Source organism: Streptomyces sp. NPDC057697 (assembly GCF_042799335.1).
Classification (GTDB): Bacteria; Actinomycetota; Actinomycetes; order Streptomycetales; family Streptomycetaceae; genus Streptomyces.
In genome coordinates, this window is record NZ_JBHVJA010000003.1 from 202,533 (window position 1) to 223,440 (window position 20,908).

18 protein-coding genes and 1 tRNA gene are annotated in these 20,908 nt (G+C 70.6%); 11 read left to right on the top strand and 8 right to left on the bottom strand.

Annotation, left to right across the window (positions count from 1 at the left end):
* Nucleotides 1-594 precede the first annotated feature (594 nt).
* Nucleotides 595-1,311, bottom strand: coding sequence for a bifunctional DNA primase/polymerase (locus tag ACFVFH_RS10720; protein WP_383765850.1), 717 nt, complete (start codon nt 1,309-1,311; stop codon nt 595-597).
* A 633-nt stretch (nt 1,312-1,944) separates the two neighbouring features.
* On the opposite strand from ACFVFH_RS10720, the gene ACFVFH_RS10725 reads away from it, so the two are divergent.
* Nucleotides 1,945-3,315: a PP2C family protein-serine/threonine phosphatase gene (locus tag ACFVFH_RS10725; RefSeq protein ID WP_383765852.1), complete on the top strand. Its 1,371-nt coding sequence runs from the start codon at nt 1,945-1,947 to the stop codon at nt 3,313-3,315.
* A gap of 113 nt (nt 3,316-3,428) precedes the next feature.
* Nucleotides 3,429-4,892 (top strand): aminopeptidase P family protein, encoded by a 1,464-nt coding sequence (locus ACFVFH_RS10730; protein ID WP_383765854.1) that lies wholly within the window; start codon nt 3,429-3,431, stop codon nt 4,890-4,892.
* A 45-nt stretch (nt 4,893-4,937) separates the two neighbouring features.
* Here ACFVFH_RS10730 and ACFVFH_RS10735 read toward each other — a convergent pair whose 3' ends face one another.
* A complete protein-coding gene (locus ACFVFH_RS10735; protein ID WP_383765855.1) occupies nt 4,938-5,474 on the bottom strand; it encodes an ATP-binding protein in 537 nt (178 codons plus the stop codon).
* Between the two features lie 213 nt (nt 5,475-5,687).
* Between ACFVFH_RS10735 and ACFVFH_RS10740 the strand changes: the two genes are divergently transcribed.
* The 9 genes from ACFVFH_RS10740 (at nt 5,688) to ACFVFH_RS10780 (ending at nt 15,655) form a co-directional block, all read left to right on the top strand.
* Complete coding sequence (locus ACFVFH_RS10740; RefSeq protein ID WP_383765856.1) at nt 5,688-6,491, top strand: hypothetical protein; 804 nt, start codon at nt 5,688-5,690, stop codon at nt 6,489-6,491.
* A gap of 156 nt (nt 6,492-6,647) precedes the next feature.
* Nucleotides 6,648-7,379 (top strand): YcnI family protein, encoded by a 732-nt coding sequence (locus ACFVFH_RS10745; protein WP_383765858.1) that lies wholly within the window; start codon nt 6,648-6,650, stop codon nt 7,377-7,379.
* 45 nt (nt 7,380-7,424) lie between these two features.
* Nucleotides 7,425-8,078 (top strand): SCO family protein, encoded by a 654-nt coding sequence (locus ACFVFH_RS10750; protein WP_383765859.1) that lies wholly within the window; start codon nt 7,425-7,427, stop codon nt 8,076-8,078.
* Nucleotides 8,075-8,524, top strand: coding sequence for a copper chaperone PCu(A)C (locus ACFVFH_RS10755; protein ID WP_383765861.1), 450 nt, complete (start codon nt 8,075-8,077; stop codon nt 8,522-8,524). Before ACFVFH_RS10750 ends, ACFVFH_RS10755 begins: the two co-directional genes overlap by 4 nt.
* 14 nt (nt 8,525-8,538) lie before the next feature.
* Nucleotides 8,539-10,557, top strand: coding sequence for a copper resistance CopC/CopD family protein (locus tag ACFVFH_RS10760; protein WP_383765863.1), 2,019 nt, complete (start codon nt 8,539-8,541; stop codon nt 10,555-10,557).
* A gap of 122 nt (nt 10,558-10,679) precedes the next feature.
* Nucleotides 10,680-11,942: an iron uptake transporter deferrochelatase/peroxidase subunit gene (gene efeB, locus ACFVFH_RS10765; RefSeq protein WP_383766758.1), complete on the top strand. Its 1,263-nt coding sequence runs from the start codon at nt 10,680-10,682 to the stop codon at nt 11,940-11,942.
* 58 nt (nt 11,943-12,000) lie between these two features.
* The gene (pheA, locus tag ACFVFH_RS10770; RefSeq protein WP_383765865.1) at nt 12,001-12,936 is read left to right on the top strand and encodes a prephenate dehydratase; all 936 of its coding nucleotides are present in this window, start codon (nt 12,001-12,003) and stop codon (nt 12,934-12,936) included.
* Nucleotides 12,937-13,565: 629 nt separating this feature from the next.
* Complete coding sequence (gene serS / locus ACFVFH_RS10775) at nt 13,566-14,855, top strand: serine--tRNA ligase (protein WP_383765866.1); 1,290 nt, start codon at nt 13,566-13,568, stop codon at nt 14,853-14,855.
* The gene (locus tag ACFVFH_RS10780) at nt 14,852-15,655 is read left to right on the top strand and encodes an HAD family hydrolase (RefSeq protein ID WP_383765867.1); all 804 of its coding nucleotides are present in this window, start codon (nt 14,852-14,854) and stop codon (nt 15,653-15,655) included. Before serS ends, ACFVFH_RS10780 begins: the two co-directional genes overlap by 4 nt.
* A 210-nt stretch (nt 15,656-15,865) precedes the next feature.
* On the opposite strand, the gene ACFVFH_RS10785 is transcribed toward ACFVFH_RS10780, so the two are convergent.
* The 6 genes from ACFVFH_RS10785 to ACFVFH_RS10810 all read right to left on the bottom strand — a co-directional run bounded on the left by ACFVFH_RS10785 (nt 15,866) and on the right by ACFVFH_RS10810 (nt 20,907).
* Nucleotides 15,866-15,953 (bottom strand) — tRNA-Ser (locus ACFVFH_RS10785).
* A 295-nt stretch (nt 15,954-16,248) separates the two neighbouring features.
* Complete coding sequence (locus tag ACFVFH_RS10790; RefSeq protein ID WP_383766761.1) at nt 16,249-16,947, bottom strand: hypothetical protein; 699 nt, start codon at nt 16,945-16,947, stop codon at nt 16,249-16,251.
* A gap of 368 nt (nt 16,948-17,315) precedes the next feature.
* Complete coding sequence (locus ACFVFH_RS10795; RefSeq protein ID WP_383765869.1) at nt 17,316-18,035, bottom strand: ABC transporter permease; 720 nt, start codon at nt 18,033-18,035, stop codon at nt 17,316-17,318.
* Nucleotides 18,036-18,065: 30 nt separating this feature from the next.
* On the bottom strand, nt 18,066-18,977 hold the full coding sequence (locus ACFVFH_RS10800; RefSeq protein WP_383765870.1) for an ABC transporter ATP-binding protein: 912 nt from the start codon (nt 18,975-18,977) through the stop codon (nt 18,066-18,068).
* Nucleotides 18,974-19,882: an ABC transporter permease gene (locus ACFVFH_RS10805; RefSeq protein ID WP_383765872.1), complete on the bottom strand. Its 909-nt coding sequence runs from the start codon at nt 19,880-19,882 to the stop codon at nt 18,974-18,976. The genes ACFVFH_RS10800 and ACFVFH_RS10805 overlap by 4 nt, the downstream gene beginning before the upstream one ends.
* The gene (locus ACFVFH_RS10810) at nt 19,879-20,907 is read right to left on the bottom strand and encodes an ABC transporter ATP-binding protein (protein ID WP_383765874.1); all 1,029 of its coding nucleotides are present in this window, start codon (nt 20,905-20,907) and stop codon (nt 19,879-19,881) included. The genes ACFVFH_RS10805 and ACFVFH_RS10810 overlap by 4 nt, the downstream gene beginning before the upstream one ends.
* Nucleotide 20,908: the final 1 nt, after the last annotated feature.

The window sequence follows — 20,908 nt, forward strand, 5'->3', positions numbered from 1 at the left end:
GCATCCTTGGCGACGGATCGCGTGGAGACCGACAGGTCTCGGACAGATACCGAATGCCAGATGCCGGACACCGCATTTCGGATACCGGGCGCCGATGCCGGTTTTCCGGGTGCGGGATGCCGGATTGCCCGGCGCGGGGTGTCGGATTGCCGGGCGACGGGCGCGCCCTCGGAATACCTCACCCCGAAGTTAGTCGAATAGACATTCGATAAATTCGTCCGATGCGGCCCGAGAGCCCCTCAGAAAGCCTTTCGCCGCCGGACTTTGCAGCGGCAGACTTTGCATTGTGCGCCAGAAACCGGGACTGCGTCCGGTTCGGCGTCCCGCCGCCGAATCGGACGCGGTCACCCGGATGGTCACGGAGCGCATTCGTCGGCGCGGCACGGCTCCCGGACGGCCCGCCGGACATTCAGGCCGACGCCGGAGGCGGTGCGACCCCGACGCCGAAGCCAGTGCGGCCCCTTCACCGAAGCCGGTGCGACCCCGACGCCGGAGCCTGCGCGGCCCCTTCGCCGGAGCGACGGCCGGTGCGACTCCTCCACCCCTCCGGTGGCGGGCACGACACACCCGCCACCGCCACCGCCTCCGCCTCCGTCAGTACGCGAGCCGACTGCCACCGTCCGGTGCGCCGCTGCTCGCCCTCACCAGCGCGTCCAGCACCGTCCCCACATCCGGCAGCCAGGGCGCGGCGGGCGCCGGTTGCGGGCCCTTCCCGCGCGAACGCGTCCGGGGCGCCGGGGCAGGAGCCCGCTCCCAGCGCACCTGCCCGGCCCCCACCTCGGACGGCGGGAGGACGAGATAGCCGCCCTCGCCGTGGAACCGCAGCGAACTGGGCACCCAGTCCTGGGCGTACAGCAGCTCACCGAGCCGTTCGAGGTCGTACGGGGCGACCAGCAGCGACCACCGGGTCGGCGTCGCCACCACCGGGCCGAGCCGCACGCCCATCCGGTCCAGCTCGACCAGCGCACGGGCGGCGGCCACGGCCGGCAGGCTCAACGCGCACGGGGCACGTCCACCGGTGGCCAGGACGATCGGAGCGGTGGGCCGGTTGGTCCACCACCAGCGCACCATGCGCGCGTCGGTGGTCGCCGCGAGGAGACCGGGGTCGAAGGGGTGTGCGCCGGGCACGGCGCACTCGGGATCGGGACAGGCGCAGCCGCGGCCACCGCGACCGCCGGCCGGCACCGGCCCCACTCCGGGGAGCACGGGCCACTGCCATGCGGTGGCGCAGGTCAGGGCCGCGTCGAGCTGGGCAGGCCTTCCCTTGCTCCGGAGCCGGAGCCTGCGTCGCCTTCCGAGGATCTCGCGCATGAGCGCTCGTTCCTTTCCGTTGAACGCCGAGGGTCCACAACACACCACGTGTGAGTTGCCGTACGTGTGCATCAGTTCACTGTGCGTACATGCTCTTCAGGTCTGCGGTACGGGTGGGTCGTCGCTACCGAGCATGGGCCGAGCCGGTTCGAGCAGGTGTGGGACGGGTCCGGACGAGCGGTCCGGACAAGCGCGGCGGGGAGCGGCGCAGAGATCGCGCCTGCCGTGCCAAGGGTGCGAACCCCGCCACTCGGGGGTGGGTGCGTGGCCGTCACAGGAGAGGACGTCCGGGCCGCCTGCCGGGTTCCGGGGCGATCGGAACTGCCCCTGGCCTTCATCGATTACGTACCCAGCATGCCCGACGTGACGCTTCTCCTGGGACTTCACCCCGAGAACACCCCCTGTTCGAGCACGCCCAGTCGATCGCAAATAGCTCTCGCGGGGTGCATTTTTTGGCCAACTTAGCAGCTGCGCGGACACCATAATTCCCGTAGGGACAATGCTGGACATCGCCTCACTTGTGCGTGTACATGTGGTGCACGTGTACATGCGGTCGTACCGATAGCGGCGCAGAATGACATGGGGGTTCGCGATGCTATTCGACGAAACGCACTGGTTGGAAAGCCGAAAGCGATGAGCGCCCCACACCTGCCAAAAGTGGCTGGAATCGATCCCACAGTTCCGGTTTCAGCTCAGACTGCCGGGTCTGTGTCCGAAGCGCCGTCCGCCTCGGGCCCCTTCATCCAGGACCGGCTCGCCGGCTGGGTCTCCGATCTCACCACGTTGCACGAACTCACCGAACGGCTGGCCAGAACCGCCACCCTCGACGACGCGCTCCACGAGCTGCTGGAAGCCGGAGCCGCCCTGGTCGGCGCCCGTCGCGGCCTGGTCGTCCTCGAACCCTCCGACCGTCGCGGCCCGGTGAGCACCATCGGCCTCGGGCTCGCCCACGCCGAGCTGGGGCTGATCGAGACGGTGCCGCGCGCCGCCACCTCCTACGGCCGGATCCTGGAAGGACTCCCGGACACCGAGGAAGCGCGGACCTCCTCCGATCTGCTCGGTGACACCGCCCTGGACCCCCGCCGCCGCGAGGTCGCCGCCCGGCTCGGATACGCCGCCAGCTACGCCGTGCCGCTCACCGCCGAGGCGACCGGCAGGCTCGGCGCCGCCGTCTGGCTCTACGACGAACCCGCCGAGCCGCTGGAGCGCCGCCGCCATCTCGTCGGCCTCTACACCGGATACGCCGGTGAGCACCTGGCCAGGCTGCTGGAGCTGGAGCGGGCCAGGGCCGATGTCGCCACCGTCACCGAGGAGCTGCTGCCCACCCGGCTGCCCCGGGTCGCGGGCGTGCAGCTGGCCGCCCGTCACCGCCGGGCCCCGCAGGGCGGCGGGGACTGGTACGACGCGCTGGCGCTGCCGGAGGGCGCGCTCGGGCTCGCGGTGGGCTCGGTGAACGGCTCCGGGCCGAGCGCCCTGGCCGCCATGGGACGGCTGCGCGCCGGGCTGCGGGCGTACGCGGTGATGGAGGGCGAGGACCCGGTCGCCGTGCTCTCGGACCTGGAACTGCTGCTGCGGCTCACCGAACCGGCCCGTACCGCGACCGCGCTGTTCGCCTACTGCGAACCGGCCCGGCGCAAGATCCTGCTGGCCGGCGCGGGCCACACCCCGCCGCTGGTGATCGGAGACCGGCGCACCGAGTTCGTCGAGACCTCCGTCTCCGCGCCGCTGGGCATGCTCGCCTGCTGGGAGGCGCCCAGCGTGCAGATCACCCCGGCACCGGGCGAAACCGTCCTGTTCTGTACCGACGGGCTGCTGCGCCGTACCGGCGACTCGACGGACCGGGCGTTCGCGCGGCTCCACTCGGCGGCCGCGTCCGTGCCGAAGGCGATGCGCCAGGACGCCGGGGCCATCGCCGACCACGTGCTGCGCACCGTGCTCCCGGACGGGCTCGACCGCGGCGAGGGCGCGGAGGACGTGGTCGTGCTGGCCGCGCGCTTCGACTGAGCCCCGCGGCGTTCCCCCCGCCGAGCCCTGTAACAGGTCCTCCGACCCTGTGCCCCCTTCCGTACACCCGTACGATGGACGGGGTCCAGTGTCGTATCAAGGAGAGACAAATCGTGGCTGAGGAGCTCACCCCGGAGAACCCGGAGACCGAGGAAGAAGAGACGGTCAAGCAGCGGAAGAACGGCCTGTACCCGGGCGTCTCCGATGAACTCGCCGCGAACATGAAGTCGGGCTGGGCCGACACCGAACTGCACGGCGTCGAACCGATCGCCCAGGCCGCGCACACCGCCGCCCGCCGCGCCGCGCTCTCCGCACGCTTCCCCGGTGAGCGACTGGTCATCCCCGCGGGCAACCTGCGGACCCGCTCCAACGACACCGAGTACGCCTTCCGCGCCTCCACCGAGTACGCGTACCTCACTGGTGACCAGACCCAGGACGGCGTCCTCGTCCTGGAGCCGACCGAGGACGGCCACGAGGCGACCATCCACCTGCTGCCGCGCTCCAACCGCGAGAACGGCGAGTTCTGGCTCGACGGCCAGGGCGAGCTGTGGGTCGGCCGCCGCCACTCCCTGGCCGAGGCCGAGCAGCTGCTGGGCATCCCCGCGAAGGACGTGCGCGAGCTCCCCGCCGCGCTGACCGAGGCCACCGGCCCGGTCCGCAACGTCCGCGGCCACGACGCCGGCATCGAGGCCGCGCTGACCGACAAGGTCACCGCGGAGCGCGACGAGGAGCTGCGCGTCTACCTCTCCGAGGCCCGGCTGGTCAAGGACGCCTTCGAGATCGCCGAGCTGGAGAAGGCCTGCGACGCCACCGCGCGCGGCTTCGAGGACGTCGTGAAGGTCCTCGACAAGGCCGAGGCGACGAGCGAGCGCTACATCGAGGGCACCTTCTTCCTCCGTGCCCGCATCGAGGGCAACGACATCGGCTACGGCTCGATCTGCGCGGCCGGTCCGCACGCCACCACCCTGCACTGGGTGCGCAACGACGGCGCCGTGCGCTCCGGCGAACTGCTGCTGCTCGACGCCGGTGTGGAGACCAACGACCTCTACACCGCCGACGTGACCCGCACCCTTCCGATCAACGGCACGTTCACGCCGCTCCAGCGGAAGATCTACGACGCCGTGTACGAGGCCCAGGAGGCGGGCATCGCCGCCGTCCGGCCCGGCGCCGCATTCCGCGACTTCCACGACGCCGCACAGCGGGTCCTCGCCGAGAAGCTCGTCGAGTGGGGCCTGCTGGGCGACCTGTCCGTGGACAAGGTCCTGGAGCTGGGCCTCCAGCGCCGCTGGACGCTGCACGGCACCGGTCACATGCTCGGCATGGACGTCCACGACTGCGCCGCCGCGCGCACCGAGGCGTACGTCGACGGAACGCTGGAGCCCGGCGTCTGCCTCACGGTCGAGCCCGGTCTGTACTTCCAGGCCGACGACCTGACCGTGCCCGAGGAGTACCGGGGCATCGGCGTCCGGATCGAGGACGACATCCTCGTCACCGAGGACGGCAACCGGAACCTCTCCGACAAGCTGCCGCGCCGCTCCGACGAGGTCGAGGAGTGGATGGCCCGCCTCAAGGGCTGATCCGGAGGGCCGGCGACGGTCCCCACGCGTCGAAGGGCGCCCCGCTCAGGACACCATGAGCAGGGCGTCCTTCCGCCATTTCAGGACCTTGTCGAAGCTGACGACGGCTCCGCTGCCGGGGCGGTTGCCGAAGTGCACGTGGTCGGCGAGCTGCTCGATCAGACAGAGGCCCCGCCCGTCCTCGGCGTTGAGCGGCGGGTACTGCTGGGGCCCGTGCGGCTGCGCCGCGGACCGCAGGGTGCGCCGGGCGGGGAAGCCGGGCCCCGAATCGGCGACCTCGATACGGCACTTCTCGCCGTCCAGATAGGCGGTGACCCGGTACTGCCCGGAGGCGGCCCCGGGCAACTCGTCCCAGACGTCCCACGGATCCTGCGGAATCCCCCGCTCCTCCGGTTCGTCCAGGGCCGCCTGGTCGCCGCCGTGCTCGACGGCGTTCGCACAGGCCTCGCTGAGCGCGAGCGACAGATCGAAGGAGATGTCCGGGTCCACACCCGCGGTCTCCATGGTGCCCAGCAGGAAGCGGCGGGCGAGCGGGACGCTCGCGGCCTCGCGCCGCAAATGGAGGGACCACCAGATGCTCATGCTCCAGCCTCCTGGCTGCGGCTCGACATACCGATACGTATTGCCGCGCGGCACCGTTCGTAAGCACGCACGGGATGTGAGACCGCTCATTCGGCGGATACCAGCTCTCCGTGCACCCGTGTATGCCCGGCCCGGCCCGCCACACCGGACAGAAGGCGACCTTCCGGACCTGCCGTACGGAGCCCGGGGGCCCGGTGCGATGATGGCCCCGCCATGTCTATGCCTGTCGCACGCGCCGGAGCCGGTCTGCGGCTCCTGAGGACCGCGGTGTTCGCCGCGGTCCTTGTCGCGCTGTCCGCGGCAGGCCACTCCCTGGCGTCCTGCGCGGCCGTCCCCTGGTGGACGCTGCTCGCGGGGTTCCTGGGGATGTCCGCGGTGGTGGCGCCGTTCGCCGGGCGCGAGCGTTCGCTGTGGTCCATCGCGGCCGCGCTGGCCGGTGGCCAGGTAGCCCTGCACGCCCTGTTCGGCCTGGGCACGCACGGCACCCCGGCGGTGGACGCCGGGGCGGGCGACGACTCCCTGATCCGGTTCGCGGCCAGTCTCGTGTGCGGGGCCGGTCCGGCGCAGCTGACCGCCGCCGACGCACACCGCATCGTCACCACCGCGGGCATCGACCCGGCGTCGGTGACGGGTGGCGGCCACCACATGGCCGTCGCGTCCGGTACCGATCCCGGTGCCCTCGCCGCGCTGCTGCCCGACCTGCCGATGCTGCTCGGCCATCTGCTGGCCGCGGTGGCCACGGGGTGGCTGCTGCGGCGCGGCGAGGCGGCCCTGTTCGGGCTGGTCCGGCTGTCCGCGCACGGCGCCCAGCAGCTCGCGGCCGGAGCCCGGCTGCGCGCGCTGCGGGCGGCGTTCGCCCTCGTCGACGCCCTGCGCGCCGGACTCCCCGGTGGACCGGCGACCGGGCCGCGCATCGCCCGTACGGCGGTCGACGCCCCGGCACCCGCCACCGGGGACCCCTTGCAGCACCAGGTGATCAGGCGCGGTCCGCCGCCCGCGTACGCACTCGCAGCCTGACGCGACACCCTCCATCCGGCGCACGGACCACTCCGCCGCCGTACCCGGCCGGCGCATGCACGCCGTCCAGGGGGAACAGGAGAGGTGTCGTGACGCCGTCGCGCACCCGCGCGCCGGACCACCTTTCCTTCGTGCTTCCGTGGAGTGATCCCTGTCATGAACGTTTCCCGCATCGCCCTCGCCGGCGGCGTCGCCGCGTCCACCGTCCTGATCCTCGCCGGTACGGCCTCTGCGCACGTCAGCGTGCAGCCGCAGGGCGAGGCCGCCAAGGGCGGTTACGCCACCGTCAACTTCAAGGTCCCCAACGAGCGCGACAACGCCTCGACGACCAAGGTCGAGGTCAACTTCCCGACCGACCACCCGCTGGCCTCCGTCATGCCGCAGGCCGTCCCCGGCTGGGACATCGAGGTCACCAAGAGCAAGCTGGACAAGCCGCTGGAGATGCACGGCCAGAAGATCAACGAGGCCGTCTCGAAGGTCACCTGGACCGCCACCGGCGACAAGGACGCGCGCGGCATCCGCCCCGGTGACTTCCAGCAGTTCCCGCTTTCCATCGGGCAGCTCCCCGAGGACGCCGACCAGCTGGTGTTCAAGGCCATCCAGACGTACGACAACAAGGAAGTCGTCCGCTGGATCGAGGAGCCGAAGGCCGGCGCCGCCGAGCCCGAGAGCCCGGCGCCCGTCCTCGCGCTGACCGCGCCGGCCACCGGCGAGCACGGCTCGTCCGCCGACGCCAAGGGCGCCGGGGCGGCGGACAAGAAGACGACGGTCGCCTCGGCCGCGTCCTCCAGTGACACCACGGCCCGGGTCCTCGGCATCGTCGGCATCGTCATCGGTGTGGCCGGGGTCGCCTTCGGCGTTCTCGCCGGCCGCCGCCGCACCGCCTGATCCACCGCTCCACCCGTCCCACCGACCACCAGGAATCAGTGCTCCATGTCCAAGAAAACGGTGCTGGCCGCGGCGTTCGTCGCCGCGGCCGCGCTCACCCTGTCCGCCTGCGGCAGCAGCGACGACGGCGCCAAGAAGCCCATCGCCGATGTGTCGGTCCAGCCGAAGACGAAGGCCGCGACCGCCCTCGACCAGCCGTTCACCAAGCCGGATCTCGTCCTCACCGACACCCACGGCAAGAAGTACGACCTCCGGGAGCGGACCAAGGGCAAGCCGACCCTCATCTACTTCGGCTACACCAACTGCCCCGATGTCTGTCCGCTCATCATGAGCAACATCGCCATCGCCAAGAAGTCGCTGCCCAAGGCCGACCAGGAGAAGCTCCAGGTGGTCTTCGTGACCACCGACCCCGAGCGGGACACCCCGTCCTCGCTCGGCAAGTGGCTCACGATGCAGGATCCCTCCTTCACCGGGCTCACCGGCGACTTCCCGGCCATCCAGGCGGGCGCGCGCCAGATCGGCATCGGCATCGACGCGCCGAAGAAGGAGAAGGACGGCACGGTCGTCTCGATGCACGGCTCCCAGGTCATCGCGTTCTCCCCGAAGACCGACAAGGGCTACCTCGTCTACAGCGAGGACACCTCGCCCGACGACTACACCAAGGACCTCCCCAAGATCGTCAAGGGGGAGACCCCGTGAACCGCCGCACCGCCCTCGCCGGCGTCATAGCCCTCACCACGGGACTGGCGCTGGCGGGTTGCTCGTCCTCGGACGGCAAGCCCGAACTGAAGGTGTCCGGCGCGTTCATGCCGCAGCCCATCGGCGACATGGCGGCCGGATTCCTCGTCGTGAAGAACAGCGGCGGGGCTTCCGACCGGCTCACCTCCGTCACCAGCCCGCTCTCCGACGACGTCACGATCCACGAGACGAAGAACCGGACGATGCGCATGGTGACGTCCTTCGACGTTCCCGCGGGCGGCGAGCTGGATCTGGAGCGCGGCGGGAACCACATCATGTTCATGAAACTCAAGCAGCGGCCCAAGCAGGGCGAGAAGGTGTCCGTGGAGCTGCACTTCGAGAAGGCCGATCCGATCAAGGTCGACCTTCCCGTGAAGGAGACCACCCACAACCCGAAGAAGCAGTGAGGGACTGACTCGTCATGACAGCCACCGCCCCGCACTTCGGACCGGCCCCGTCCACTCCCGCGGCACGCCGTCCCCTGGCCGCGGCCGCGCTCCTCGCCACTCTCGTCGGCATGGTGTTCGGCCTGCTGCTGGGAGGCGCGGGCCCGGCGTCCGCGCATGCCGCGCTGACCGGAAGCGATCCGCAGGACGGGGCGGTGGTCGCCACCGCCCCCAAGGAGGTCACGCTCACCTTCTCCGAACAGGTCGCCCTCGGCGACGACTCCATCCGGATCCTCGATCCGAACGGCAAACGCGCCGACACCGCCGCCGCACCGCGTGATCTGCAGAGCGGCTCCACCGTGAAGTACGGCGTCTCGCTGCGCACCGGGCTGCCGGACGGGACGTACACCGTCGCCTGGCAGGCCGTCTCCGCGGACAGCCACCCCGTCTCCGGAGCCTTCACCTTCTCGGTGGGGGCCCCCTCCAAGACCGCCGTGGTGCTCCCCACGGAGGAGGCCGGCGGCGGCCTCGTCGGCACCCTCTACGGCATCGCGCGGTACGCCGCGTACGCCGGTTTCGTCCTGCTGGCCGGCGGTTCCGCCTTCGTCCTGGCCTGCTGGCAGCGCGGGGCGGGGGCCCGGCCCCTCCAGCGCCTGGTGGTACGGGGGTGGATGACGCTCACCGTCGCCACCCTGGTCATGCTGCTCCTGCGCAGTCCGTACACCGGGTCGGGGAAGCTCGCGGACGCCTTCGACCTCGACGGGCTGAAGGCCGTGCTCGACACCAAGCCGGGCGCCGCGCTCGTCTCCCGGCTGCTGCTGCTCGGCGCCTCCGCGCTCTTCATCGCCGTGCTCTTCGGGACGTATCCGCGGCGCGAGGACGAGCGCGAGAAGCGGGACCTCACCTTCGGCCTGGCCATCGGCGGCACGGTGATCGCCGCCGGGATCGCCGGTACGTGGGCGCTCGCCGAGCACGCCTCGACCGGGCTCCAGCCCGGCATCGCCATGCCGGTCGACGTGCTCCACCTGCTGGCCGTCGCCGCCTGGCTCGGCGGTCTCACGGCCCTGCTGGTCGCGCTCTACCGGACCCCCGACATGGACGCCACGGCCGTACGGCGCTTCTCCGGCATCGCGCTCGGCAGCGTGATCGTGCTCGCCGCGACCGGGATCTACCAGTCCTGGCGCCAGGTCGGCACCTGGTCCGCGCTCACCGGCACCGGATACGGACAGCTGCTGCTCGTGAAGGTGGGGCTCGTCGCCGTCCTGATCGGGATCGCCTGGATGTCGCGGCGCTGGACGGCCCGGCTGACGGCGGGCGGGAGCGGCGCGGGGCCGGAGCCGGAGCCGGAGGCCGGGACCGGCGACACGAAGGCGCCCCGGGCGGAGGCTTCCGAGGAAGCCGAGGCCACGGACGCGTCGAAGGTCCCGGCGTCCGAGGAGGCCGGCACGCCGGACGCGTCGAAGGTCCTGGACTCCGAGGACCCCGCGCGGGCCGCCCAGCTCGCCCGGCAGCAGGAGGCCGTGGCCACCGCCGAGAAGAAGCGGGTCCGTGACGCCGACCCCGACCGGTCCGGGCTCCGTCGGTCGGTACTGGCGGAAGTGGGGGTCGCGGTCGTACTGCTGGCGGTGACGACCGTACTGACCTCGACCGAACCCGCGCGTACCGAGGAGGAGGCCCGCGCGTCGACGGCGGCGGCCGCCCCGGCGGCCGAGGGCCCGGTCTCCATGAAGCTGCCCTTCGACACCGGCGGCGTCAACGGCAAGGGAACGGTGCGGATGGAGATCACTCCCGCCCGTACCGGCGCCAACGCGATCCACCTCTGGGTCGACGGCGCCGACGGCAAGGCCATGGACGTTCCCGAGGTGAAGGTCGCCTTCACGCTGGAGTCCAAGGACATCGGCCCGCTCCCCGTCCTTCCCACCCGGCTGACCGAGGGCCACTGGACCGCCGACGGCGTCCAGATCCCGATGGCGGGCGACTGGAAGGTCGCCGTGACCGTCCGTACGTCGGACATCGATCAGACGACCATCGACAAGAACATGAAGATCGGCTGAGCAGGATCGTGAGTACAGACAGCAGGAAGACCCGGGACGGGGGAACCCGGAACGGCGGAGCCGGGGACCGGGTGCCCCGGAACAGAGGGGCCCGGAACGGCGCGGCCGCTGCGGACGACGACATCGGCACCGGCGGAGGCATCTCGCGGCGCCGGCTGATCGGCAGCGCGGGCGCGGCCGGTGCGGCCGGGCTGGTGCTGGGCGCGGCGGGCGGTGCCGCCGGCTATGCCGCGACCCGGCCCGACGAGCCCGCCGCGCTCACCACGGTCGGCTCCACCGAGGTGATGTTTCACGGGAAACATCAACCGGGGATCACCACTCCGCTTCAGGCGCGCGGCCATCTCGTCGCCTTCGACCTGGTGCCCGGAGCCGGCCGGAAGGAGGCCATCGCCCTGATGCGCCGGTGGTCGGCCACGGCCGGGCGCCTGATGGCGGGCGAGCCCGCCGGGAACGGGGCGGCGGACGGCCCGGACCACGACACCGGGATCGCACTGGACGCCGGACCGTCCTCGCTGACCGTCACCTTCGGCTTCGGCCGTACCTTCTTCGAACGCACGGGCCTGACCGGTCGCCGCCCCCCGGGGCTCGACCCGCTGCCGCCCTTCTCCTCGGACCACCTCGACGCCGCGCGCTCCGACGGCGACCTCTGGGTCCAGATCGGCGCGGACGACGCGCTCGTCGCCTTCCACGCGCTGCGTGCCGTGCAGAAGGAGACCGCCCCGGCCGCCAGGGTCCGCTGGCAGATGAACGGCTTCAACCGTGCCCCCGGCGCCACGGCCCGGCCGATGACCGCCCGCAATCTGATGGGCCAGATCGACGGCACCAACAATCCGAAACCGTCCGAGAGCGACTTCGACCGCCGCATCTTCGTCCCGGACGGGACCGACGCGCCGTACGACTGGCTCGCGGGCGGTTCGTACGCCGTCGTGCGCCGGATCAGAATGCTGCTCGACGACTGGGAGAAACTCCCGGTGGAACGGCAGGAGCAGGTCATAGGGCGCCGGAAGCAGGACGGCGCTCCGCTGAGCGGGGGCACCGAGACCACCGCACTGGACCTCGACAAGGCGGGCCCCGACGGCAAGCCGCTCATCCCGGACAACGCCCACGCCCGCATCTCCTCCCCCGGGAGGAACAGCGGTGCGGCCATGCTGCGGCGCCCCTTCTCGTACCACGACGGCATCTCGTCGGACGGCACCCCGGACGCCGGTCTGCTGTTCATCTGCTGGCAGGCGGATCCGCTGCGCGGCTTCGTTCCGGTGCAGCGGAAGCTGGACCGGGGCGACGCCCTGTCGCCGTTCATCCGGCACGAGGCGAGCGGTCTGTTCGCGGTGCCGGGCGGCGCGGCGGACGGCGAGTACGTGGGGCAGCGGCTGCTGGAGTCCTGAGCCCGCCCGGCCCATCGGCTGGGGCCCCGAGCCCATCGGGGCCCATTAGGGTGACGGTATGTCCGCCACGCGCTACGTCTATCTCGGCCCCGAAGGCACCTTCACCGAGGTCGCCCTCCGTACGCTCCCGGAAGCCGCCACCCGCGAACTCGTCCCGATGGTTTCCGTACCGGCCGCGTTGGACGCGGTGCGCGGCGGGAGCGCCGCCGCGGCGCTGGTGCCGATCGAGAACTCCGTCGAGGGCGGCATCACCGCGACGCTCGACGAGCTGACCACCGGCGAACCGCTGATGATCTACCGCGAGGTGCTGCTCTCCATCACCTTCGCTCTTCTGGTGCGGCCCGGTACCAAACTGTCCGAGATCAAGTCGGTCACCGCCCACCCGGCCGCGCAGCCGCAGGTGCGCAAGTGGATGGCGGCCCACCTCCCGGACGCCGTGTGGGAGTCGGCGGCCTCCAACGCGGACGGCGCCCGGCTGGTGCAGGAGGGCCGGTACGACGCGGCCTTCGCCGGTGAGTTCGCGGCGGCGACCTACGGTCTCGAACCCCTGGTGACCGAGATCCACGACGCGGAGAACGCACAGACCCGCTTCGTCCTGGTGGGCCGGCCCGCCCGCCCGGCGGCGCCGACCGGCGCGGACAAGACGTCGGTGGTCATCTGGCTGGGCGAGGACCACCCCGGCGCCCTGCTCGAACTGCTCCAGGAGTTCGCGGTGCGCGGGGTGAACCTGATGCTGATCCAGTCCCGGCCCACGGGGGCCGGGATCGGGAACTACTGCTTCGCGGTGGACGCCGAGGGGCACATCTCGGATCGCCGTGTCGGCGAGGCGCTGATGGGGCTGAAGCGGATGTGCCCGAAGGTGCGGTTCCTGGGCTCGTACCCGCGCGCGGGGGTGGCGCCGGAGGACGTACCTCCGCTGCGGGCGGGGACATCGGACGCGGAGTTCACGGACGCTGCCGACTGGCTGACCAGGAACCTGGACGGCCGGGGCTGACGGAACCGGGCACCGGGCCCGGCACGGACAGGTGCACGGGCCCGCGGGCACCGGCGATTCGTCCCCACCGGCCCGGTGCTATCTACCGATCTTCAGCATCCACAGAGTTATCCACAGGGGCGGCCCTCAACCTGGGGACAAGTCGACACCCCGGGGCGACATCGTCGACATATTGCTCCACTCGGCCCAGATACATCCACAGGTCGGCGGGGCGCCTGGGTCACCTCTCGCCACCCCTGTTCCACCGATCAACTCTCCGGAGCGGGAAATTACCACCCGAACGAGCGTCTGAGGTGGGTTTGAACGGAAAATCCGCGAGCCATCACAGAGCTTCCGGAATGAACACCTCCGGCATCCACAGACCTTCCTCACAGCCTGTGGATAACTTTCGGAAGTCCGAGAGCCTGTGGACAAGCAACGATCAACTACCGCCCCAGGCAAGGGGTATACGTCAAGACGAGTGAAGCCCTCTGCCCCATTTAGGGGATTAGGCTCTTTTTATTGACGGTCCGGGTCCGCACCGGAAGCCCCATCCCCCTCAGCATTTCCAACTCAGGCAATCAGGGCAAAGTGGCTCGCTTGTTCATATCGGTTCGAGCTGGGGAAGTGCACACCGGTAGCCTGGAGGGGTGATTGACCTTCGCCTGCTCCGTGAGGACCCCGACCGTGTTCGCGCCTCCCAGCGCGCCCGTGGAGAGGACGTCGAGCTCGTCGACGCCCTTCTCTCCGCCGACGAGCGGCGCAGGTCGTCCGGTGTCCGCTTCGACGAACTGCGCTCCGAACAGAAAGCGCTCGGCAAACTCATCCCCAAGGCCTCGCCCGACGAGCGTGCCGAGCTGCTCAAGAAGGCCGAGCAGCTGAAGGCCGACGTCAAGGCGGCCGACGCGGCACAGGACGAGGCCGACGCCGAGGCCAAGAGGCTGATGCTCCAGATCGGCAACATCGTCCACGAGGACGTGCCGGTCGGCGGCGAGGAGGACTTCGTCGTCCTGGAGACGCACGGCACGATCCGTGACTTCGGCGCCGAGGGCTTCGAGGCCAGGGACCACCTGGAGCTCGGCGAGATGCTCGGCGCCATCGACATGGAGCGGGGCGCCAAGGTCTCCGGATCGCGCTTCTACTACCTGACCGGCGTCGGCGCGCTCCTGGAGCTGGCCCTCGTCAACGCGGCGATCGCCCAGGCGACCGAGGCCGGCTTCGTCCCGATGCTGACACCGGCGCTGGTCCGCCCTCGCGCCATGGAGGGCACCGGATTCCTCGGCCAGGCCGCGGAGAACGTGTACCACCTGGAGAAGGACGACTACTACCTGGTCGGCACCTCCGAGGTCCCGCTCGCCGCGTACCACATGGACGAGATCATCGACGCCGAGAAGCTGCCGCTGCGCTACGCGGGCTTCTCCCCCTGCTACCGCCGCGAGGCCGGTACGTACGGCAAGGACACCCGGGGCATCTTCCGGGTCCACCAGTTCGACAAGGTCGAGATGTTCTCGTACGTCGACCCGGCGGACGCCGAGGCGGAGCACCGCAGGCTGCTCGACTGGGAGAAGCAGTGGCTCACCGCTCTTGAGCTGCCCTTCCAGGTGATCGATGTCGCCACCGGCGACCTGGGGGCCTCCGCCTCCCGGAAGTTCGACTGCGAGGCGTGGATCCCGACGCAGGGCAAGTACCGCGAGCTGACCTCCGCGTCGAACTGCAACGGCTTCCAGGCCCGCCGCCTCTCCGTCCGGATGCGCGACAACCGCGACGGCAAGAAGGTCCTCCAGCCGCTTTCCACGCTGAACGGCACGCTCTGCGCCGTCCCGCGCACGATCGTGGCGATCCTGGAGAACCACCAGCTGGCCGACGGTTCGGTCCGGGTGCCCGAGGTGCTCCGGCCGTACCTGGGCGGGCGCGAGGTCCTGGAGCCGGTCGCCAAGTGACCTTCCCGTACAAGCTCGTCGCGACCGACCTCGACGGCACGCTGCTGCGCAACGACGACACGGTCTCCGAGCGCACCCGTGAGGCACTGGCCGCGACCGCCGCGGCCGGTGCCGCACACATCATCGTCACCGGCCGCGCGGTTCCCTGGACCCGGCACATCCTGGACGACCTGGGCTACGAGGGGCTCGCCGTCTGCGGCCAGGGTGCGCAGGTCTACCACGCGGGCGAGCGCAGGCTCCTGACCTCGCTGACGCTGGACCGGCAGCTCGCCGGTCTCGCGCTGTCCAAGGTCGAGGCCGAGGTCGGTCCACTGGCCCTGGCGGCCAGCCGCGACGGGCTCGACGGCGAAGTGATGGTCGGCCCCGGCTACCGGGTGCAGGAGGGCCCCCTCCCGGCCGTCTTCGTGCAGGACCCGGCCGAGCTGTGGTCCGCGCCCCTGAACAAGGTCTACATCCAGCACCCCGATCTGGACGACGACGCACTGGCGACGGCCGCGCGCGCGGCCGTCGGCAACCTCGTGGACGTGGTCATGGCCGGTCCCGGGGTGGTGGAGATCCTTCCGCTGGGGCTGAGCAAGGCCACCGGGCTCTCGCTGGCCGCGCGCCGGCTCGGCGTGAAGGCCGCGGACACCCTGGCCTTCGGCGACATGCCGAACGACATCCCGATGTTCGCCTGGGCACGGCGGGGCGTGGCGATGGCCAACGCGCATACGGACCTGAAGGCCGTGGCCCAGGAGATCACCACGTCCAACGAGGACGACGGCATCGCCGTGGTGCTGGAGCGGCTGCTCCAGTCGTAGGGGCGCGGACGCCGCTGAAGCGCGGACGCGACAGTGGTGCTGCGGACGCCGTTGAAGCACGGACGCGACAGTGGTGCGGACGCCGCTGAAGCGCGGCTGCCGCAGGGGAACGGACGCTGCCGCAGGGTTGCCCATGTCGTAGCGGTCCGAGGCCCGGGGGCCGCGTACAAGAGCCGGCCGTCTTCTACCGGGCACACGGCCCTGGTGCGGCGGAGGATGCGCGGATCGAACGCGCGCGGGGTTTACGGCCCCGACGACGGCTTAGCAAGCCGCTGCCTTACCACTCGGCCAATCCTCCGAGTGGGCGGCCGCGCGATGGGGCCGCCCCGGGCGTTCCGCTCCGAGCGCGGCGGAGTCGTCGGTGACTACTCCGGCGTCTGCTCGGGCCCGCCCCGCGGGGAACTCGACGGACTCGTACTCCTGGTCATCGTCGCGCTCCTCTCCCGGTCCATGGCAAGCGTGACGGCGCAGGCCGTCCGTGACGGCACGCGCGGTCGATGTCTCCGCGTGCCGCATCAACCACTGTGCCGGGAGCGGCCGTTCGGCGCCACTCGTTTACCGCGCGGCGCCGAAGGCCGTGAACTGCCGCCGGATCAGCGCTGCTTGCTGCCGCGACGGTTCAGTTCCTTCAGGTTGCGGGCCAGTTCATCCATCCTGCCGTCGATGCGGACGATGTCCTCGGACACGTGCCCCAGCCGCACGCTCATCGCTCCGACCACCTGATGGGTTACGTCCAGCCTCCGGTCGAGGCTGTCGAGCCGGTGCGACATCCGGTTGAGAACGGGCCCGAGCTCCTGGAGCGCGCTGCCGACCCCGGCCAGGCAGCTCTCCACCCGGGTGACACGATGCTCCAGCGTGGCGTAGCCCGCGCGCAGGTCCTGTTCGGCGTCGAGCAGATATGTACGGACGCATCGGGCGATGTCGCTGTCGCGAAGAAGCATCGCGACGTTGAGGACGGTCCTGCGGGTGTACAGAGTGAGCTGCGTGGCAGCCTGTGGATAACTTTCGCCCCCTTGCTCGCCCCATAGGGACAACATGTCCCTATGGAATTCCCGCAGCTCAGCGCCTCGCATAAGCCTGAGCCCGTTCTCCGTGACCTCGGCTCGGTGCCGCTGGGTGACCTTCTTGACCACTTCTGTGGATACTTCGAAGTACCGCGCCACATCCTCTGTGCGAAGGTGAATTCCGTCCGGGAGCATGACAAGGCTCTTGACCTTGTCGAGGACGTCGACGCGCTCCATCTGCTCCACGCGCAGCGCGCGCGATTCGAGCAGAGCGACTTCTGTGGGCATGGGCATGCCTTCCGATCATGAAACCGATGACGGGCAGCCCTGACCCGGGCTCAAGGGCGGAGGACGCTCACGGTTGCCACTCACTCAATGACCGACCCGGCGGGCACTCCCTCACCGGCCTCGGCAATCCCTGATTTCACGAAAGCTACGACGCCACAGATCCCAGTTGCCTCCACGCAACCTGCCCAACGAACCGATAACCGTACAGTTACGCGTACGACTGTCCGAAATGCGTCAACCCCCGCCGGGGAGGCAGGGGTTGACGGGCACTCGGGATGATCGTCGGGGCGGGCGGCAGACCGTGACATGCCGTCAGGAGCGGTCGGGAGCGGGGCTCCCGGAGGACCGCGCCGGGCGGCTGCCCCCGGTCACTCCTCGCCGGCCAGCTTCAGCGTGCGCAGCTTCTGGCCCGCGTACCAGGTCGCCACCACCGTGACCGCCGCGAGCAGGATCGTCGCGGTCGGCAGGCCGACGTCGGAGCTGATCGTCCCCGCCTTGCCGACCTTCTCGGCGATCGCGAGGGACCACTGCTGGACGCTGAGCGTGCGCGCCCCGGGCACCAGGGAGCCGAACAGGGCCTCCCACACCAGCGCGTAGACGAGGCCGAAGACGACCGCGTGCCGGCTGACGGTGCCCAGCAGCAGGAACAGCGCGCTGTACGCGATCGACGCGACCAGGGCCGCGATCGTGTAGGCCACCGCGATCTGCTGGCCGTTGCCGTTGAGGATCAGGCCCGCGAGCAGCGTGGGCAGCGCGGAGAAGACCATGGTCACGGCGATGGCCACGATCAGCTTGGTGCAGATGATCGTCGGCCGCTTCACGGGCTTGGCCAGCAGGTAGACGATGGAACCGTCATCGATCTCGGGGCCGATCGCCCCGGTTCCGGCGATCACACCGATCAGCGGCACCATCGTGGCGATGGCGAAGCCGCCCAGCACGTCCGAGGCCACCTGGTCGTCGGACCCGGCGAACATCCGGACCGCGACGGCGATGACCACCAGCAGTGCCGGCAGGACGAACAGGATGGCGGCCCGGCGCCGGCCGAGCAGGGCCCGGTAGGTGAGCCGGGCGACTGTGGGGTCGTACATGACGCTTCACAGCTCCTTTCAGGCCACTACTCAGGCCGCTACGAGATAGGAAAAGACCGATTCGAGGGACTCGTCGGACGGCGAAACGGTCAGAAGGCGAATTCCGTGCTCGCGTGCGACCTTCGGCAGCAGTTCGGTGAAGCGCCCGAAGTCGACCGCCTGGATGCGCAGGGCCCGTTCGCCCAGGTCCACCTCGATACCGGCCGTCGACGGGTCGGCGATCAGTGCGGCGGCGAGAGCACGGTCGTCGCTGGAACGTACGAGATAGCGGTGCGGGCGGTCCGTCATCAGCCGCCGGATTTTGCGGAAGTCGCCGGATGCCGCGTGCCGTCCCGCCACGATCACCTCGATGTGGGAGGCGAGCTGCTCGACCTCTTCGAGGATGTGCGAGGAGAAGAGCACCGTACGGCCCTCGGCCCCCATCCGTCGCAGCAGTTCCATCAGCTGCATGCGCTGGCGCGGGTCCATGCCGTTGAACGGCTCGTCGAGCAGCAGGACCGAAGGCTCGTGGACCAGGGCGGACGCCATCTTCACGCGCTGGCGCATGCCCTTGCTGTACGTCGAGATCTTGCGGTCCTCGGCGTACTCCATCTCGACCGTGGCCAGCGCCTTCTGCGCCTCCGCGTCGCCGAGCCCCTGGAGTTCCGCGTTGGCGACGACGAACTCGCGGCCGGTCAGGAAGTCGTACATGCCTTCCCGTTCCGGCACGATCCCGATCTCCTTGTAGGCGGCCTCGTTGCGCCAGATCGCCCTGCCGTCCAGCGTCACGGCGCCCGTCGACGGGGCGAGGAAACCGGCCATCATGTTGATCAGCGTGGACTTTCCCGCGCCGTTGGGACCGAGCAGCCCGGTGACACCCGGGCCCACCGTCATGCTCACGTCGTTGACGGCGACCACATTGCCGAACCAGCGCGAGGTGTGGTCGATCTCGATGGTGGTCACAGCCCGACCCTCCGGTAGCGGCGCATCAGTACGGCGTACGAGCCGGCGACGAGCGCGAGAACAACGATCAGATAGACCACCCCGGCCCCGGCCCCCGGGCCTTCCCCTCCGGGGAAGGCGGAGTCGGCCCCGAGGAACGCGGTCTGCACGCCGTCGATCAGCGTGATCGGGGAGAAGAGCCCCAGCCACTCGACGGCCCCGCCGGAACCCGTCGTCCAGGCGATGGCCTGGACCGTGGAGACCGCACCGTAGGTGATGGTCAGGACGGCGATCACCGCGGCGACACCGAAGCCGCGGCGGGGCGTCAGCGCGGCCATCACCAGACCCAGCGCGGAGAAGAGCACGGAGAGCAGCGCCACCGAAATCATTCCCTGTACGAACCCCTCGGTCTGGTCGGCGAAGTCGAACTTCCCGAGCAGCGCACCCGCGTAGAGGATGACGAGCGGCGTCCCGGTGAGCACGAAGAGCGCGGATGCCATGGCCGCCAGTTTGGCCACGACGTAGTCGGCCCGCTCGATCGGCCGAGAGAAGTACAGCGGCACGCTCTTGAACCGCAGGTCGCGGGAGACCGACTGAGGTGCCTGCGCGGCCAGGAAGAGGCCGATGACGGCCTGGAGGTAGATCGCGAAGGACGTGTAGTCCATCAGGAGCTTGGTCGACGTCGGGATGTTGATGGACACGGCGACGATGATCGCCGCGATCAGGCACATCACGCCGAAGAGCAGCATCGGCAGCACCTTGGACTTGGCGGAACGGCCGAGTCCGAAAGCGCCCCGCAGCGACTGCGAGTAGAGCGAGCGCCGTGCGTAGCCGCGGCCGAGCCGACGGCCGTCGTAGGAGCGGTACCCGATGTTGTGGATGCGGGAGCTCTCGCTCCCGGCCACGGTCCCGGTCTCAGTGCTCATCGCGACCGCTCCCCTTCTTCTGTACGGAGTCCTGCGGGGACGGGCGCGCTCTGCGCCGCGACGGCGGACGCGGGTGCCCCTTCGGCGCGGAAGACCTCGGCGATGTGGTGGCGCCGCTGCTCCATCCGTACGAGGCCGAGCCCGAGCCCGGCGACGCTGTCGCGCACGATGTCGTACGTCTCGTCGCCGGTCGCCTCGACCAGCAGGATGTGGCCCGCGCCGGGGAGCCCCTGGGCGTCGAGACCGTCGTGACCGACGAGCGCCACACCGGCCCGGGTGAGGGCCTGGCGCAGCGCGGCGGTGCCGTCCGGGTGGGTGTCGCTGTCGGTGACCTCGACCGCGAGGGTCGCGGTGGTCTGGGTGAAGTCGCTGGTGGAGCTGGAGCGCAGGAGCGAGCCGCCGTCGATGACGACGACGTGGTCGCAGGTGCGTTCCAGCTCGCCCAGGAGGTGCGAGGTGACCAGGACCGAGATGCCGAAGTCGGTGTGGACGCGCCGGATCAGGCCGAGCATCTCGTCGCGGCCGACCGGGTCGAGGCCGTTGGTCGGCTCGTCGAGCAGGACCAGCTGCGGGTCGTGGACCAGCGCCTGCGCCAGTTTCACGCGCTGCTTCATGCCGGTCGAGTAGCCGCCGATGGGGCGGTAGCGCTCCTCGTAGAGGCCCACGTGCCGCAGCGTGTCGGCGGTGCGCTCGCGCGCCGCCGTCGGGGGCAGTCCGGACATCCGTGCCATGTGGACGACGAACTCGGTGGCCGAGACGTCCGGTGGCAGGCAGTCGTGCTCGGGCATGTAGCCGACCCGTTCCCGGATGGCGGCACCACTGGTGGCGACGTCGAGCCCGAGCACGGCGGCCCGGCCTTCGGTGGCGGGGGACAGACCCAGCAGGATCTTGATCAATGTGGACTTGCCGGCTCCGTTGGAACCCACCAGGCCGGTCACACCGGGGCCGATGTCCAAGGAGAGCCGGTCAAGCGCGGTCACCCGGGGGAACCGCTTGCTCAGGCTTTCGGTCGCGATCACAGTCACC

Coding starts and splice junctions, on each gene's coding strand:
- ACFVFH_RS10805 (WP_383765872.1), bottom strand. CDS start 19,882: ATGAGCACTGAGACCGGGACCGTGGCCGGGAGCGAGAGCTCCCGCATC.
- ACFVFH_RS10745 (WP_383765858.1), top strand. CDS start 6,648: ATGAACGTTTCCCGCATCGCCCTCGCCGGCGGCGTCGCCGCGTCCACC.
- ACFVFH_RS10790 (WP_383766761.1), bottom strand. CDS start 16,947: ATGCCCACAGAAGTCGCTCTGCTCGAATCGCGCGCGCTGCGCGTGGAG.
- ACFVFH_RS10760 (WP_383765863.1), top strand. CDS start 8,539: ATGACAGCCACCGCCCCGCACTTCGGACCGGCCCCGTCCACTCCCGCG.
- ACFVFH_RS10740 (WP_383765856.1), top strand. CDS start 5,688: ATGTCTATGCCTGTCGCACGCGCCGGAGCCGGTCTGCGGCTCCTGAGG.
- pheA (WP_383765865.1), top strand. CDS start 12,001: ATGTCCGCCACGCGCTACGTCTATCTCGGCCCCGAAGGCACCTTCACC.
- ACFVFH_RS10735 (WP_383765855.1), bottom strand. CDS start 5,474: ATGAGCATCTGGTGGTCCCTCCATTTGCGGCGCGAGGCCGCGAGCGTC.
- ACFVFH_RS10795 (WP_383765869.1), bottom strand. CDS start 18,035: ATGTACGACCCCACAGTCGCCCGGCTCACCTACCGGGCCCTGCTCGGC.
- ACFVFH_RS10750 (WP_383765859.1), top strand. CDS start 7,425: ATGTCCAAGAAAACGGTGCTGGCCGCGGCGTTCGTCGCCGCGGCCGCG.
- ACFVFH_RS10725 (WP_383765852.1), top strand. CDS start 1,945: ATGAGCGCCCCACACCTGCCAAAAGTGGCTGGAATCGATCCCACAGTT.
- ACFVFH_RS10720 (WP_383765850.1), bottom strand. CDS start 1,311: ATGCGCGAGATCCTCGGAAGGCGACGCAGGCTCCGGCTCCGGAGCAAG.